This is a genomic window from Micromonospora sp. MH33 (genome assembly GCF_003013775.1).
GTDB classification, from domain to species: domain Bacteria; phylum Actinomycetota; class Actinomycetes; order Mycobacteriales; family Micromonosporaceae; genus Micromonospora; species Micromonospora fulviviridis.
The window spans coordinates 1-17,999 of record NZ_MUYZ01000035.1; the positions used below are offsets into that span (position 1 = coordinate 1).

At 76.4% G+C, this 17,999-nt stretch carries 2 protein-coding genes (1 of these 2 running past the window's edge); both read right to left on the reverse strand.

Going from position 1 to position 17,999, the window contains the following annotated elements; translation table 11 throughout:
- A partial coding sequence (locus tag B0E53_RS08670) for a non-ribosomal peptide synthetase (protein WP_146167626.1) occupies positions 1-14,493 on the reverse strand: 14,493 nt, incomplete at its 3' end.
- A protein-coding gene (locus B0E53_RS39190; RefSeq protein ID WP_107075539.1) for a non-ribosomal peptide synthetase crosses the window boundary here: on the reverse strand, positions 14,493-17,999 show its end. Its footprint extends 17,640 nt past the window's final position; only the last 3,507 of its 21,147 coding nucleotides appear in the window; its start codon lies off the right edge, out of view; it ends in the stop codon at positions 14,493-14,495. The genes B0E53_RS39190 and B0E53_RS08670, both read right to left, overlap by 1 nt.

Consider the following 17,999-nt stretch of genomic DNA (forward strand, 5'->3'; position numbering starts at 1 on the left):
CCCGGCGAGGGCGGCGTTGCCGGCGCGGGCCCGCGCCGTGGTGAGCAGCAGCGCGGGCCGGGCGTCGGCGAGCATCCAGCCGACCCGCTCGGCCGGGTACCCGGGGTCGACCGGCAGGTAGGCCGCACCGGTACGGAGCACCGCGAGCAGGGCGACCACCAGGTCGGCGGTCCGGTCCAGGCAGATCGCGACCAGCGCGCCGGGGCGGGCGCCCCGGGCGGCGAGGAACCCGGCGAGCCGGTCCACCCGGGCGGCCAGTTCGGCATGGTCGAACCGGGTCTCCCCGGCGAGCAGGGCGAGGGCGTCCGGGGTGGCGGCGGCCCGGTCGCGGATCAGGTCGGCGACGGGTCGGGCGGGCACCGGGGCGTCGGTGGCGTTCCACTCCTCGACCACCCGCCGGTGCTCGGCCGGGTCGAGCACGTCGACCGTGCTGAGCCGGGCGTCGGGGTCGGCGGCGAGTCCGGCCAGGACGCGGACCAGGTAGCCGGCGACCCGCTCGACGGTGTGCCGGTCGAACAGGTCGGCGGCGGCGATCAGCGTGCCGCTCATCCCGGCCGGCGCGCCGTCCGGGTCGTACGCCTCGGTGAGGCTGACGTCCAGGTCGAACTTGGCCGGCACCTCGTCGGTCGGGAACGACTCGGTGGACAGCTCGGGCAGCCGGGGCGCGGAATCGGCGCCGGTGGCCAGGTTCTGCAGGGTGAGCAGCACCTGGAACAGCGGGTGCCGGGCCAGCGAGCGGGCCGGGGCCAGCTCCTCGACCAGCCGCTCGAACGGCACGTCCTGGTGGGCGTACGCGTCCAGGGCGGTCTCCCGCACCCGGGCCAGCAGCTCCGCCACGGTCGGGTCGCCGGACAGGTCGGTGCGCATCACCAGGGTGTTGACGAAGAACCCGACGAGGTCGTCCAGCCCCTGGTCGGTGCGCCCGGCCACGGCCGCGCCGATCGGCACGTCGGTGCCGGCGCCGAGCCGGGACAGCACCACCGCGAGGGCGGCCTGCACGGCCATGAACACCGTCACCCCGGTCGAGCGGGCCAGCCGGACCAGGTCGCGGTGCAGCCCGGCGGGCACGTCGACCTCGACCAGGTGCCCCCGGTACGAGGGCTGCGCCGGGCGGGGCCGGTCGGTGGGCAGCTCCAGTTCCTCGGGCGCGCCGGCCAGCACCGCCCGCCAGTGGGCGACCTGCCGGGACACGGTGCTGTCCGGGTCGTCCTCGGCGCCGAGCAGCTCGCGCTGCCAGAGCGCGTAGTCGGCGTACTGGACCGGCAGCGGGGTCCGGTCGGGGGCCCGACCGGCGCGGCGGGCCGCGTACGCGGTGGCGACGTCCCGGGACAGCGGGCCCATCGACCAACCGTCCGCGGCGATGTGGTGCACCACCAGCACGAGCACGTGCTCGTCCGGGGCGACGGCGAAGAGGGTGACCCGCAGCGGCACCTCGGCGGCCAGGTCGAACGGGTACGCGGCGGCCTCGGCCACCCGGGCGGCCAGCTCGGCCCGGCGCACCTCGACCACCTCGACCCGGACGCCGGTCTCCGCGACCGGCAGCACCCGCTGGTACGGCTCGCCGTCGGCGACCTCGTAGACGGTGCGCAGCACCTCGTGCCGGTCGAGCACGTCCCGCACCGCCGCGTCCAGCGCGGCCCGGTCCAGGTCGCCGGTGAGGCGCAGCGCCACCGGGATGTCGTAGGTGGCGCTCGGCCCCTCGAGCTGGCCGAGGAACCACAGCCGGCGCTGCGCGAAGGAGAGCGGCACCCGCGCCGGCCGGGGCCGGGCGGTCAGCGCGACCCGGCCGGCCCGCGCGTCGCGTAGCCGGGCGGCGAGCGCCGCCGGGGTACGCGCCTCGAACAGCGCCCGGATCGGCACCTCCAGCCCGAGCAGTGCCCGGACCCGGCTGACCAGGCGGGTGGCGAGCAGCGAGTGCCCACCGAGGGCGAAGAAGTCGTCGTCCACGCCGACCCGGTCGAGGCCGAGCACGTCGGCGAAGGCGGCGCAGAGCAGTTCCTCACGGGCGTCGGCCGGGGCCCGGCCGGCCGGGCCGCCGAGGTCGGGGGCGGGCAGGGCGGCCCGGTTGAGCTTGCCGTTGACGGTCAATGGCAGCGCGTCGAGGGTCACGAACGCGGCCGGCACCAGATACCCGGGCAGCCGCTCGGCAGCGTGCTCCCGCACGGTGTCGGCGATCGGCGCGCCGTCCTCGGCGGGCACCAGGTACGCGACGAGCCGCGGGTCGCCGGGGGTGTCCTCGCGGACCACCACGGCGGCCTGCGCGACGGACGGATGGTCGGCCAGCACGGCCCGCACCTCGCCCGGCTCGATCCGGAAGCCGCGGATCTTCACCTGGTCGTCGGCCCGGCCGGCGAAGACGAGCTGCCCGTCGGCGGTCCACCAGGCCCGGTCGCCGGTGCGGTACATCCGCTCCCCCGGCGCGTACGGGCAGGCCACGAAGCGTTCGGCGGTGAGGCCGGGCCGGCCGACGTAGCCACGGGCGAGCTGCCGGCCGGCCACGTACAGCTCGCCGGTGACGCCGACGGGCACCGGCTGGAGCCGGTCGTCGAGCACCACGAGGCGGTTGCCGGCGACCGGGCCGCCCATCGGGACCCGCCCGTCTGGGCCGACGTCGACCACGCCGGCGGTGACCATGACCGTCGCCTCGGTCGGCCCGTACGTGTTGACCAGGGTCCGGCCGGCGGACCAGGCGCGGGCCTGGGCGGTGCTGATCGGCTCGGCGCCGACCAGGATGGTCTGCACGTCGGGCAGTTCGGCCGGGTCGAGGGTGGCCAGCAGGGACGGGACCACGCTGGTGGCGGTGACGCCATGCGCGCGGACCATGGCGGTGAGCTGCGCGGTGTCGGAGCGCTCGGCGGGCGCAGCGACCACCAGGGTGCCGCCGGCGACCAGGGTGACCGCCACGTCGAGCACCGAGGCGTCGAAGCTGAACGAGGCGAACTGGAGCACCCGGACGCCGGGGGCGGCGCCGAGCACCGGGCCGTAGTGGACCGCCATGCTGGCCAGGGCGGCGTGCGCGACGGCGACGCCCTTGGGCCGGCCGGTCGACCCGGACGTGTAGATGACGTACGCGAGCTGCTCGGGCGCGACGCGGGGCAGCGGTTGGTCGGCGCCGTCCGCGCCGAGGTCGTCGAGGCGCAGCGCCAGCCGGCCGGGCAGCCGGTCGACCAGCTCGCCGGGGCCGACCACGAGCGCGGCGCCGCTGTCGGCCAGCATGAACTCCAGCCGGTCGAGGGGGTACTCCGGGTCCAGCGGCACGTACCCGACGCCGGCCCGCCACGCGGCGACGACGGCCACCACCATCTCGGGTCCGCGCGGCAGGCAGAGCCCGATCACCGATTCGGCGCCGAGGCCGCGGGCCAGCAGCGCGCGGGCCAGCCGGGCGGAGCGGTCGTCCAGCTCGGCGTAGGTCAGGGTGACGCCGTCGCCGACGACGGCGAGCGCGCCGGGGTCGGCGGCCGCCCGCGCGGCGATCAGCTCCGGCACGGTGGCGGTCGCCGCGGGGCTCTCCCCGGCCGCGGGCAGCACCCGGCGCCGCTCGTCGGGGTCGAGCACCCCGATCGCGGTCAGCGGCGTGCCGGGGGCCTCGTCGAGGGCGGTGACCAGGTTGGTGAGGGCGGTGGTGAGCAGGGCGCACACCTGCTCCGGGTCGACCGGCGCCACGGCGGTGGCGGTGATCCCGAAGTGCGGCCCGTCCACGTCGACGGCGACATCCAGCGGGTAGTTGGTCTGCTCGCGGGCGAAGACGGTGTGCATGCCGCGCATGCCGTCGCCCGCGCCGGCCGGGGCCTGGTTGTGCCGGTAGTTGAAGATCGACGTGAAGACCGGGCTGCCACCGGGCAGGCCGCTGGCGGCCTGGGCGAGCGCGAGCGGGGCGTGCTCGTGCACCAGCAGGTCGGCGAGCTGCTCGCGGAGGCCGTCGAGCGCCTCGGCGACGCCGTGCCCGGCGAGCCGGACCCGGACCGGCAGGGTGTTGATGAACAGGCCGGGTACCCGGTCGGCGCCGGCGCCGGCGTTCATCCGGCCGAACAGGACGCTGCCGAAGACCACGTCGTCCCGGCCGGAGACGGTGCCGAGCACCCGGGCCCAGGCCAGGTGGAACACGGTGGCGGGGCTGACCCCGTGGGTACGGGCCACCGCGCGGATCCGCTCGGCGAGCGCGTCGTCGACCCCGACGTGGGCGTGCACCGCCGCGGCGCCGTCGCCGTGCACGTCGGTGAGGCCGTACGGGGCGGTCGGCTCGGTGACGTCGCCGAGGAGGCGGGCGAAGTGCCGCTGGTGCGCCTCCCGGGAGAGCCCGAGCCGGGCCTGGGCGACGAACTCGCGGAACGGCACCGGCGGCGGCAGCTCGTCGCCGCGCCCGTCGAGGAACGCCTGGAGCTGGTCGAGCACCACGTCCAGGGCGGTGTGGTCCTGGACGAGGTGGTGGACGCGGAGAAGGGCGAGCCAGGCGCCGTCGGCCGCGCCGGCCACGTGCACGTGCAGCAGCGGTGCGGTGCCGAGGTCCATCCGGTCACCGGCGGCGGCCAGCAGCTGGTCGACCGGCTCGGCGCCGGCCGGGTCGAGCGCGACCTCGCGCACGGGCAGCGGCGCGTGCCGGAGCACCACCTGCACGGGTTCGCGCAGGCCCTCGTGGACGATCGCGGTGCGGTAGACGTCGTTGCGGTCGACCACCCGCTGCAGGGCGGTGAGGAACGCGTCGAGCCGGTCCCGGGAGTCGAAGCGGACCACCGTCGGGGTGACGTAGACGTCGGCGCCGTCGCCGAGCAGGTGGTGGAAGAAGATGCCCTCCTGGAGCGGGGCCAGGGGGTAGACGTCGGCCACGTTGGCCGCGCCGCCGGGGACGGCGGCCACGACGGTGGCGACCTCGGCGTCGGTGAGGTCGACCAGCGGCAGCATGGCCGGGGTGATCTCGTCGGCGCCGTCGGGGATGAGGTTGGGCGGGACGGCCACCGCGCCGGCGGCGGCCACGGCGGCCAGCCCGGCCGGGGTGGGGGTGGTGAACAGGGCCCGCACGGACAGGCTGACGCCGCGCTCGCGGAGCCGTTCCACCAGGGAGACCGCGAGCAGGGAGTGGCCGCCGAGGGCGAAGAAGTCGTCGTCGACGCCGACCCGGTCGACGCCGAGGACCTCGGCGAACGCCTGGCAGATCTGCTCCTCCCGGGCGGTGGCGGGTGCCCGGCCGGCGCCGGCCGCCCCCGCGTAGTCGGGGGCGGGCAGGGCCTCGCGGTCCAGCTTGCCGTTGACGGTCAGCGGCAGCGCGTCGAGCAGCACCAGGGCCGACGGCACCAGGTACCCGGGCAGCCGCGCGGCGGCGAAGTCGCGGACGGCCTCGGCCAGGTCGGCCGCCTCGGCGCCCTCGGCCGGGACCAGGTAGCCGACCAGCCGGGTGTCGCCGGTGTCCCGGCGGGCCACCACGGCGGCCTGCCCGACGGCGGGGTGGTCGGCGAGCACCGCCGTCACCTCGCCGGGCTCGATCCGGAAGCCGCGGATCTTCACCTGGTCGTCGGCGCGGCCGGCGAAGACCAGCCGGCCGTCCGTCGTCCACTTCGCCCGGTCGCCGGTGCGGTACATCCGCTCCCCGGGCACGAACGGGCAGGCCACGAAGCGTTCCCCGGTCAGCCCGGCCCGGCCCACGTAGCCGCGGGCGAGCTGGGCGCCGGCCACGTACAGCTCGCCGGCCACGCCCGCCGGCACCGGGTTGAGCCACTCGTCGAGCAGGTAGACGTGCAGGCCGGGCAGGCCGCGGCCGATCACGCTGCCGGCGTCCACGTCGGCGGGCCCCAGGGCCTGGTAGGTGACGTGCACGGTGGTCTCGGTGATGCCGTACATGTTGACCAGCCGCGGCCCGGACTTCCCGTGCCGGGCCCACCAGTCGGCCAGCCGGGCCGGGTCGAGGGCCTCACCGCCGAAGACCACGGCACGCAGCGCGCCGGGCCGCAGGCCGGCGGCGAGAAGCTGGTAGAAGGCCGACGGGGTCTGCGACAGCATCGTCACGCCCTCGCGGGCGACGAGGTCGGCGAACTCCTCCGGGGAGCGGGAGACGGCGTACGGCACCACGACGACGCGACCGCCGTGCAGCAGGGCGCCCCAGATCTCCCAGACCGAGAAGTCGAAGGCGAACGAGTGGAACCAGGACCACGCGTCGTCGGCGCGGAAGTCGAACAGGTCACCGGTGGCGGCGAAGAGGGCCACCACGTCGCGGTGCGGTACCAGCACGCCCTTCGGGGTGCCGGTCGAGCCGGACGTGTAGATCACGTACGCCGGGTGCTCGGGGCGCAGCGGGCGGGTGCGGACCGCGCGGCCCGCGCCGGCGGCCGGGTCGGGCTCGTCGAGCACCAGCACGGGCGCGCCGGGCGGCACCACCGCCGCGTGCGCGGTGCTGGTGAGCACGCAGGCCGCGGCCGCGTCGGCGAGCACGAAGGCGATCCGCTCGGCCGGGTACGCGGGGTCGACCGGCAGGTACGCGGCACCGGCCTTGAGCACGCCGAGCAGCGCCACCACCAGGTCGGCGGTGCGGGCCATGACCACCCCGACCAGGGACTCCGGCCCCACGCCGTGCCCGACGAGCCGGCGGGCCACCGCGTCGGCGCGGGCGTCGAGCTGGGCGTACGTGAGCCGGGAGTCCCCGTCGGTGAGCGCGACCGCGTCGGGGGTGCGGGCGGCCTGCGCCTCGAAGAGGTCGGGCAGGGTGACCTCCGGGACCGGCACCGGGGCGGCGTTCCACTCGGTGAGGATCCGGCGGCGCTCGTCGGCGTCGAGCAGGGGCAGCGCGCTGAGCCGCCGCCCGGGGTCGCGGGTGAGCGCGTCGAGGACCCGGACCAGCCGGTCGGCGAGGCGGGCGGCGGTGTCCGGCTCGAACAGGTCGGCGGCGGCGATCAGCGCGCCGCGCAGCCCGGCGGGGGCGCCGTCGGCGTCGTACGTCTCGTCGAAGCTGACGTCCAGGTCGAACTTGGCCGGCACCGCGCCGGTCGGCACCACGGTGGCGGTCAGGCCGGGCAGGTCGGCGCGGGGGCCGCCGGACCGGTCCGCGTTCTGCAGGGTGAGCATCACCTGGAACAGCGGGTGCCGGGCCAGCGAGCGGACCGGCGCCAGTTCCTCGACCAGCCGCTCGAACGGTACGTCCTGGTGGGCGAGGGCCTGCAGCGAGTTCTCCCGGACCCGGGTCAGCACCTCGGCGACCGTCGGGTCGCCGGTCAGGTCGGTGCGCATGACCAGGGTGTTGACGAAGAACCCGACGAGGTCGTCGAGCGCCGGGTCGGTGCGGCCGGCGACGGCCGCGCCGACCGGCACGTCGGTGCCGGCCCCGAGCCGGGACAGCAGCACGGCGAGCCCGGCCTGGAGGGTCATGTAGAGGGTGACTCCGTGCCGGCGGGCCAGCCGGTGCAACCGGTCGTGCAGCTCCGCGGGAACGTCCAGGTCGACCAGGTGGCCGCGGTGGCTGGCCTCGGTGGGCCGGGGCCGGTCCGCGGGCAGGTCCAGTTCCTCGGGTACGCCGGCCAGGGCCCGCCGCCAGTGGTCGAGCTGGGCGGCGGCCAGGCTGTCCGGGTCGTCCTCGGCGCCGAGCAGGTCGCGCTGCCAGAGGGCGTAGTCGGCGTACTGCACGGGCAGCGGCGGCCAGTCGGGTGCCTCGCCGCGGAGCCGGGCGGCGTACGCGGCGGAGACGTCGGCGGCGAGCGGGGCCATGGAGGCGCCGTCGCCGGCGATGTGGTGCACGACGAGGACCAGCACGTGCTCGTCGGGGGCGACGGCGAGGAGGGTGGCCCGCAGGGGCAGTTCGGCGGCCAGGTCGAACGGGTGCGCGGCGGCCCCGGCCACCCGATCGGCCACCTCGTCGACGGCCACCTCGACGACCTCGACCCGGAAGCCGGTCTCCTCGGCGGGCAGCACGCGCTGGTAGGGCTCGCCGTCGGCGACCGCGTACCCGGTGCGCAGCACCTCGTGCCGGGCCAGGACGTCGTGGAGCGCGGCGTCGAGGGCGGCCCGGTCGAGGTGGCCGGTGAGCCGCAGCGCGACGGGGATGTTGTAGGTGGCGCTGGGCCCGTCGAGCTGGCCGAGGAACCAGAGCCGGCGTTGCGCGAAGGAGAGCGGGACGCGCTCGGGGCGCGGTCGGGCGGTCAGCGCGACGCGGCCGGCGCCGGCCCGGGCGAGCCGGTCGGCGAGCGCCGCCGGGGTGCGCGCCTCGAACAGGGCGCGGATCGGCAGCTCCACGCCGAAGACCGCGCGGACCCGGCCGACGAGCCGGGTGGCGAGCAGGGAGTGCCCGCCGAGGGCGAAGAAGTCGTCGTCCAACCCGACGGCGGACAGGTCGAGCACGTCGGCGAAGACCTGGCAGAGCAGTTCCTGCTGGGCGGTGGCCGGTGCGCGGCCGGTGCCGCCGGCGGTCCAGTCGGGGGCGGGCAGGGCGGCCCGGTCGAGCTTCCCGTTGCCGGTCAGCGGCAGGCTGTCGAGTTCGACGAAGGCGGCCGGCACCAGGTACGCGGGCAGCCGCTCCTCGACGTGCGCGCGCACGGTGTCGGTGACGGACTGTCCGGCCTCGGCGGGAACGAGGTAGGCGACGATGCGCTTGTCGCCGGGGGTGTCCTCGCGGACCAGCACGGCGGCCTGCGCCACGGCGGGGTGCGCGGCCAGCACGGCCTCGACCTCGCCGGGCTCCACCCGGTAGCCGCGGATCTTCACCTGCTCGTCGGCGCGGCCGACGAACAGCAGTTCCCCGTCGGGGGTCCAGCGCACCTGGTCGCCGGTGCGGTACATCCGGCCGCCGTCGAACGGGTCGGCCACGAAGCGTTCGGCGGTCAGGGCGGCGCGGCCGAGGTAGCCCCGGGCCACGCCGACCCCGGCCACGTACAGCTCGCCGGGCACGCCCACCGGGACCGGCTGGAGCCGGTCGTCGAGGACGTAGACGCGGGTGTTGTCCAGGGGGCGGCCGATGGGCAGGATGTCGCCGACCTGGGCGGGGTCGGTGACCTCGTGCTGGGTGGCGCAGAGGGTGATCTCCGTGGGGCCGTAGAGCTGCCGCACCCGCAGGCCGGGGTTGGCGTCCAGGACCCGGCGCACCGCCTGCGCGGGCACCACGTCACCGCCGGTGAGGAGTTCCCGGATCCCGGCGAAGCAGGCCGGATCCTGGTCGGCAAGGACCCGCAGCAGACCCGCCGTCACGTGGACGTGGGTCAGGTCGTGGCCGGTGACCAGGCCGCGGATCGCCGCCACATCCGGCACCCCCGCCGGGGCGACCACAACCGTCCCGCCGGAGAGCAACGGTACCCAGATCTCGTACGTGGACGCGTCGAACGCGTGCGGCGCGTGGAACAACACCCGGGGCGTCTCACCCCAGCACCGGTCCTGCGCCAGGCGCACGACGTCCCGGTGCGTGGTGACGACACCCTTCGGCACACCGGTCGAGCCCGACGTGTACATGAGGTACGCCGCCGACGACGGCGACACCGGCCCAATGACCTCCGCGCGGGCGGCCACCGCCGCCTCCGACGCGTCAGCATGCAGCAGCGTCAGCCCGTCGGCGCCGGTCACGAACTCGTGCCCCGCCGTCGCCTCGTGGACCAGCACCACCCGGGCGCCGGCGTCGGCGGCCACCGTCCGTATCCGCGCGAGGGGCCACGCCACGTCCAACGGCAGATAGGCCCCACCGGCCTTCAGCACCGCCAACAACGCCACCAGCAGCTCGGCGGAACGTTCCAGCACCACCGCCACCGGCGACTCCGGACCGACGCCCGCCGCGACGAGGCGATGGGCCAGCCGCTCCGCGCGGGCGTCCAGCTCGGCGTAGGACAGCGACACCTCGCCGGAGACCACGGCGATCCCGTCCGGGTCGGCGGCCACCCGGGCGGCGAACGCCTCGGGCACCGACACGTCCGCGGTCGGGACATGCGTGTCGTTCCAGTCGACCAGCACCTGCTGCCGCTCGGCCGGGTCGAGGGCGGCGACCGCGCGCAGCGGGGTGGCCGGGGCGCCGGCCAGGGCGGTGACGAGGTTGTCCAGGCAGGTGACCAGCAGGGCGCCGACCTTTGCGGGGTCGGCGGGGGCCATCGCGTCGACGGTGAGGCTGAAGGCCGCCTCGCCGGCGTCGACCGCCACCGCGAGGGGGTAGTTGGTGAGGTCGCGGGCGGAGACGACCCGCATGCCGTCCAGCTCCTCCCGGGCGGCGGAGGGCTGGCTGTGCCGGTAGTTGAAGATCGACGTGAAGACCGGGCTGCCACCGGGCAGGCCGCTGGCGGCCTGGGCGAGGGCGAGCGGGGCGTGCTCGTGCACCAGCAGGTCGGCGAGCTGGTCGCGCATGCCGGTCACCGCGTCGGCGACGCTGCCCCGGTCGAGGCGGACCCGGACGGGCAGCGTGTTGATGAACAGGCCGGCGACCCGGTCGGCGCCCGCGCCGCCGTTCATCCGGCCGAACAGGACGGTGCCGAAGACGACGTCGTCCCGGCCGGAGGCGGCGGCGACGGCGCGGGCCCAGGCGAGGTGGAACAGGGTGGCCGGGCTGACCGCGTGGGCGCGGGCCAGGTCGCCGACCCGGCGGGCCAGGTCACCGTCGACCCGCAGGTGGGCCTGGGCGGAGGCCATGCCGCCGGCGTGCACGTCGAGCAGCCCGTACGGGGCGGTCGGTTCGGTGACGTCGCCGAGCAGGTCGGCGAAGTAGCGCTCGTGCTCGGCGCGCGGGACGCCGAGGCGGGTCGCCGCCACGAACTCGCGGAACGGCACCGGCGGGGGCAGTTCGTCGCCGCGTCCGGCGAGGTAGGCGCGGAGTTCGTCGAGGAGCACGTCCAGCGCCGTGTGGTCCTGGACGAGGTGGTGGACGCGGATCAGGGCGAGCCACCGCCCGGTGCCGGGTTCGGCGGCGATGCCGGCGGTCATCAGCGGCGCGCGGCGCAGGTCCATGCCGGCCGTGCCGGCGGCGAGGAGCTGGTCGGCCGGGTCGGGGCCGGCCGGGTCGAGGCGCAGTTCCGCGACGGGGAGTTCGGCGTGCCGCAGCACCACCTGGACGGGTTCGCGCAGGCCCTCCCAGATGACGGCGGTGCGGTAGACGTCGGTCCGGTCGACCACCCGCTGGAGGGCGGCGAGGAAGTCGTCGAGGCGGCGCCGGTCGTCGAACTGGACGACGACGGGGGTGACGTAGACGTCGTCGCCGTCCCGGCCGGCCATGAGGTGGTGGAAGAAGATGCCCTCCTGGAGCGGGGCCAGGGGGTAGACGTCGGCGATGTTGGCCGCGCCGCCGGGCACGGCGGCCACGACGGTGGCCAGTTCCGCCTCGGTGAGATCGACCAGCGGGAGCATGGCCGGGGTGAGCGCGGTGGCGCCGTCGGGAATGAGGTTCGGCGGCACGACCACGTCGCCGGTGCCCGCGACGGCGGCCAGGCCGGCCGGGGTGGGGGTGGTGAACAGCGCCCGGACGGACACCGGCACCCCCCGCCGGCGCAGCCACTCGACCAGCGACACCACCAGCAGCGAGTGGCCGCCGAGGGCGAAGAAGTCGTCGTCGACGCCGACCCGGTCGACGCCGAGCACGTCGGCGAACGCCTGGCAGATCAGCTCCTCCCGGACGGTGGCCGGGGCCCGACCGGCGCCGGCCGCAACCGCGTAGTCGGGGGCGGGCAGCGCCGCGCGGTCGAGCTTGGCGTTGACGGTGAGCGGCAGCGCGTCGAGCGGGACGAGCGCGGCCGGCACCATGTAGCCGGGCAGCCGTTCGGTGGCGTGACCGCGCACCGCGGCGACCAGCCCGTCGTGGTCGGCGTCCTCGGCGGGTACGACGTAGCCGACGAGCCGGACGTCGCCGGGGGTGTCCTCGCGGGCGATCACCGCCACCTGGGCGACGTCGGGGTGCCCGGCCAGGACCGCCTCGACCTCGCCGGGTTCGATCCGGAACCCCCGGATCTTCACCTGATCATCGGCACGACCCGCGAACACCAGTTCCCCGCCGGCCGTCCACCGGACCCGGTCACCCGTGCGGTACATCCGCGCGCCGGGCTCGAACGGACACGCGACAAAGCGTTCCGCGGTCAGGCCGGCCCGGCCGAGATAGCCGCGCGCCAGCCCGGACCCGGAGACGTACAGCTCACCGGTGACCCCGGGCGGAACCGGGTTCAAGGCGTCGTCCAGAACGTAGACACAGGTGTTCGCGATCGGCGCACCGATCGGCACCGCACCGCCCGGCAGGTCCGCACTGCACCGCCACACGGCCGCGTTCACCGTCGTCTCGGTCGGGCCGTAACTGTTGAACATCACCCGACCCTCAGCCGTCCACCGCTGAACCAACTCCGGCGGACACGCGTCACCACCCACGTCCAGCACGAACGACGGGTCCAGGACACCGTCCGGAATGGTCCCCACCACCGCCGGGGGCAGCGTCGCGTGGGTGACCCGCTGATCCACCAGGAAACCGGCGAAGTCCGCGCCCAGCCGCCGGTCCGGCGGCACCGTCACCAGCGCCGCACCCGACAACAGAGCGAGCAACCACTCCTCGCAGAACATGTCGAAACCCACCGACGCGAACTGCGCCACCCGCGCACCGGGACCCACCCCGAACCGGCCATGACTCGCCGACAGGTTCACGAACCCCGCATGCGACACCACCACACCCTTCGGCCGACCCGTCGACCCCGACGTGTAGATCACATACGCCGGATGACCCGGCAGCAACGGCGCCGACCGGTCCGCGTCGGTGAGCGGGGTCTTGCGGGCGCGGCCGAGCCGGCGGCGGGTGGCGGGGTCGTCGAGGAGCAGCACGGGAAGCTCCGCGGGCGCGCTCCCGGCGGTGGCGGTGTGCGCCAGGGCCAGCACCGGCGCGGCGTCGGCGAGCACGTAGCCGATCCGGTCGGCCGGCTGCTCCGGGTCGATCGGCAGGTACGCGCCGCCGGCCTTGAGCACGCCGAGGATGGCCACCATGAGGTCGGCGGAGCGGGTGAGCAGCAGCGCCACCACCGACTCGGGCCCGACGCCGGCCCGGACCAGGTGCCGGGCCAGCCGGTTCGAGCGTTCGTCCAGCTGGCGGTAGCTGAGCGTGACGCCGCCGCTGACCACGGCGGGCGCGTCGGGGGTATGGGCGGCCTGGGCGCTGAACAGCGCCGGTACGAGGCCGTCGGGCACCGGCACACCGGTGGCGTTCCACTCCCGCAGGATGCGGTCCCGCTCGTGGGGGCCGACCGGGTCGAGGGTGCGCAGCCGCAGCCCCGGGTCGGCGGCGACGGCGGCGAGGACCCGGGCGGCCTGGCCGGCGATCCGTGCCACGGTGTCGGCCTCGAAGAGGTCGGCGGCGCCGACCAGGGAGCCGCGCAGCCCGGCCGGCTCGCCGTCGGCGTAGGACTCGCTGAGCACCAGGTCCAGGTCGAGGCCGCGGACGGCCTGCTCCCCGAAGAGCGGGGTGACCCGCAGGCCGGGCAGCTCCAGCGTGGCGGTGCCCCGGGCGGAGAACAGGTCGGCGGTCTCCACGGTGGCCATCACCTGGAACAGCGGCTGGCGGGCCAGCGAGCGCGCCGGGGCCAGTTCCTCCACCAGCTTCTCGAACGGCACGTCCTGGTGGCCGAACGCGTCCAGGGCGGTCTCCCGCACCCGGCCGAGCACGTCCAGGAAGGTCGGGTCGCCGGTCAGGTCGACCCGGATGACGAGGTTGTTGACGAAGCAGCCGACCAGGTCGTTGAGGCCCTCGTCGGTACGCCCGGCGACCAGCGACCCGAGCGGCACGTCCCGGCCGGCGCCGAGGCGGGACAGCAGCATCGCGGTGGCGGCGTGCAGCACCATGAACAGGGTGGCGCCGTGGGCGCGGGCCAGCTCCAGCAGCCGCCGGTGGGTGTCGGCGGGCAGGCTCAGCTCGGCCGTGTGCGCCCGGTAGGAGGGGGTGACCGGGCGGGGCCGGTCCACCGGCAGCGGCAGTTCCTCGGGCGCCCCGGCCAGGGTGCGCCGCCAGTACGCCACCTGCTCGGCGACCAGGCTCTCCGGGTCGTCCTCGTCGCCGAGGACCTCCCGCTGCCAGAGGGCGTAGTCGGCGTACTGGACGGGCAGTGGGGGCCGGTCGGGGGCGTGGCCGGTGCGACGGGCGGCGTACGCGCCGGCCAGGTCGCGCAGCAGCGGACCCATCGACCAGCCGTCGGCGGCGATGTGGTGCACCACCAGCACCAGCACGTGCTCGGTCGGGGAGACCGCGAAGAGCCAGGCGCGCAGCGGGATCTCCCCGGCCAGGTCGAAGCCGTACGCCATGGCCCGGTCGACCTCGGCGGCGACCTCCTCGGCGGCGACGTCGACCACCGGCAGCGCGAAGCCGGTCGCGTCGAGCGGCAGCACCTGCTGGACCGGCTCGCCGTCGTGCAGCGGGAAGATCGTGCGCAGCACCTCGTGCCGGTCGAGGACGTCCCGTACCGCCGCGGCGAGCGCCGCCCGGTCGAGGTCGCCGTCGAGGCGCAGGGCCACCGGGATGTTGTAGGTGGCGCCGGGGCCCTCCAGCTGCCACAGGAACCACAACCGGCGCTGCGCGAACGACAACGGGACCATCAGTTCTCCTCCTGCTTGCGCATGGGCCGCAGCGCCGGGCGGGCTTTCCTCGCCGGGCGGGCCTGGGACGCCAGCCAGGCGGCGAGCCCGGCCGGCGTGGGGTTCTCGAACAGCACCCGGATCGGCACGTCCACCCCGCTGGCCGCGTGCACCCGGCTGGCCAGCCGGGTCACCAGCAGCGAGTGACCGCCGAGGGCGAAGAAGTGGTCGTCGGGGCCGACCGCGGGCAGGCCGAGAACCTCGGCGTACGCGGCGCAGGCCAGTTCCTCCTGCGGGGTGGCCGGGGCCCGGCCGGCGGCCGCGCCCCAGTCGGGCGCGGGCAGCGCCGCGCGGTCGACCTTGCCGTTGACGGTCAGCGGCAGGGCCGCCAGCGTGACGAACGCGGCGGGCAACTGGTAGCCGGGCAGCCGGTCGGCGGCGTACCCGCGCACGTCGGCGGTCAGGTCGGCGGGCGCCGGGTCGGCGGGGACCAGGTAGGCGACCAGGCGCGGGTCGCCGGGGACGTCCTCGCGGGCCACCACGGCGGCGTGGGCGACGCCCGGGTGTCCGGCGAGGACCGCGGCCACCTCGTCCGGCTCCACCCGGAAGCCGCGGATCTTGACCTGGTCGTCGACCCGCCCGGCGAAGGTGAGCCGGCCGTCGGCGTCCCAGCGCACCCGGTCGCCGGTGCGGTACATCCGCTCCCCCGGCTCGTACGGGCAGGCCACGAAGCGTTCCGCGGTGAGGGCGGGCCGGCCGGCGTAGCCGCGGGCGAGGCTGGCCCCGGCGACGTACAGCTCGCCGGGCACGCCGGCCGGAACGGGGGCGAGGGTGTCGTCGAGGACGTACACCCGGGTGTCGAGGATCGCGGCGCCGATGTCCGGGGCGTCGTCGGGGCGCAGCGGGGCGGACATGGTGGCGCAGACCGTGGTCTCGGTCGGCCCGTACGCGTTGACGAAGCGGCGGCCGGGCGCCCAGCGGGCCAGCAGGTCCTTGCCGAGCGCCTCCCCGGCGGAGACCAGCGTGGTGACCGGGTCGAGGTCGCCGGGGCGGGACGCGGCCAGCACGGCCGGCGGCAGGGTGGCGTGGGTGACCCGGTGCCGGGCCAGCACGCCGGCCAGCCCGGCGCCGGGCAGCAGGTCGTCGGCGGGGGCGGTGACCAGGGCCGCGCCGGTGCCGAGCGCCATCACCAGTTCCCAGACCGCCGCGTCGAAGCCGATCGAGGCGAACTGGAGCACCCGGCTGTCCGGGGTGACCCCGAGGCGTTCCACCTGCGTGGTGACCAGGCCGGCCACGCCCCGGTGGGTGACCAGCACCCCCTTGGGGCGGCCCGTGGAGCCGGAGGTGTAGATGAGGTACGCCGGGTGCTCGGGGCGCAGCGGGGCGACCCGGTCGGCGTCGGTGGGGTCGGTCGGGTCGAGGGCGGCGAGCGCGGCGTCGGTCTCCGGGGCGCCGAGCACGGTGACCGGCAGGTCCGCGCCGGCGGGAAGCACGTCGCGCCGGCCCGGGCTGGTCAGCACGTGGCCGGGGCGGGCGTCGTCGAGCAGGTACGCGACCCGGGCGGCCGGGTGGGCCGGGTCGACGGGCAGGTAGACGCCGCCGGCCTTGACCACGGCGAGGAACGCGACGACCAGGTCGACCGAGCGGTCCAGCACCACGGCGACCACGGACTCCGGCCCGACGCCGCCGGCGACGAGCAGCCGGGCCAGCCGGTTGGCGCGGGCGTCCAGCTCGGCGTACCCGAGGGTGGTGTCGCCGGCGTGCAGCGCGGCGGCCCGCGGGCGGCGGGCGACCTGCGCGGCGAAGAGCGCCGGCACGGTGGCCGGCGGCACGTCGCGCCGGGTGGCGTTCCAGTCGACCAGCAGCCGCCGCCGCTCGGCCGGGTCGAGCAGGTCGACCCGGCTCAGTGGCCGATCCGGGTCGGCGAGCACGGCGTCGAGGAGGCGGACCAGCCGCTCCGCGAGACCGGCCACGGTGGACCGGTCGAACAGGTCGGTGCGGAACTCCAGCACGCCGCCCAGTCCGGCGGGGCCGCCCCGCTCGTCGTGCCGCTCGGCGAGGGTGAGGGTGAGGTCGTAGCGGGCCAGGCCGTGCGCGGCGGGCTCGGCCGTCACGGCCAGGCCCGGCAGCCGGGGTTCGGCGTCCGGGGCGTTCTGCACGGCGAGGGCCACCTGGAACAGCGGGTGCCGCGCCAGGGACCGCTCCGGGACCAGCCGTTCCACGACGTCCTCGAAGGGCAGGTCCTGATGGGCGTACGCGGCGAGGTCGGTGGCGCGGACCCGGCGCAGCAGCTCGGTGAAGCTGGGGTCGCCGGAGACGTCGGTGCGCAGCACCAGCATGTTGACGAAGAAGCCGACCAGGTCGTCGAGGGCCTCGTCGGTGCGCCCGGCCAGCGCGGTGCCGATCGGCACGTCGGTGCCGGCGCCGTGCCGGCTGAGCAGGGCGGCGAGGGCGGCCTGGAGGACCATGAAGACGGTGACGCGTTGCGCCGCGGCCAGCTCGACGACCCGGCGGTGCAGCGCGGCGCCGAGCTCCACCGGCACCTCGTCGCCCCGGTGGCCGGCCACGGTGGGGCGGGGCCGGTCGGTGGGGAGCGGGATCTCCTCCGGGATGCCGGCGAGGGCGTCCCGCCAGTAGGCGAGCTGCCGGCTGCGGGGGCTCTCCGGGTCGTCGGCGGCGCCGAGCAGCTCGGCCTGCCAGAGGGCGTAGTCGGCGTACTGCACGGGCAGCGGCGTCCACTCCGGCGCCCGGCCCTCGGCGCGGGCCGCGTACGCGGCGGAGACGTCCCGGGTGAAGGGGGCCATCGACCAGCCGTCGGTGGCGATGTGGTGGATCACCAGGACGAGGACGTGCTCGGTGGGGGCGAGGGCGAACAGCCAGGCGCGGACGGGGATCTCGGTGGCCAGGTCGAAGGCGTGGCCGGTGACCTCGGCGACGGCGTCGGCGAGCCCGTCCGCGGTCACCTCGGCGACCGGCAGGTCCACGTCGACCTCGTCGGCCGGGAGCACCCGCTGGTACGGCTCGCCGTCGTGGGTGGGGACGAGGGTGCGCAGCGCCTCGTGCCGGCCGACCACGTCGCGCAGCGCGCACCGCAGCGCGGCCACGTCGAGGGCGCCGGTGAGCCGCAGCGCCATGGTGTTGCTGTAGCTGGCGGTGCTGCCCTCCAGTTGGCCGACGAACCAGAGCCGGCGCTGCGCGGACGAGAGCGGCGGCCGTTCGGGGCGGTCCCGGGGGGTCAGCGGCAGCCGGCCGGGGGCGGCGCGGTACAGCCGGCGGGCCAGCCGGGCCGGGGTGAGCGACTCGAAGAGCGCCCGGATGGAGACCTCGGCGGCGAGCGCCGAGCGGATCCGGCTGACCAGCCGGGTGGCGAGCAGCGAGTTCCCGCCGAGGGTGAAGAAGTCGTCGTCGACGCCGACCCGCTCGACGCCGAGGACCTGCGCGTACGCCTGGCAGATCAGCTCCTCGTACGCGTCGGCGGGCGCCCGGCCGCCGCCCTCGGCCACCTCGGCGGCCGGGACGAGCACCGC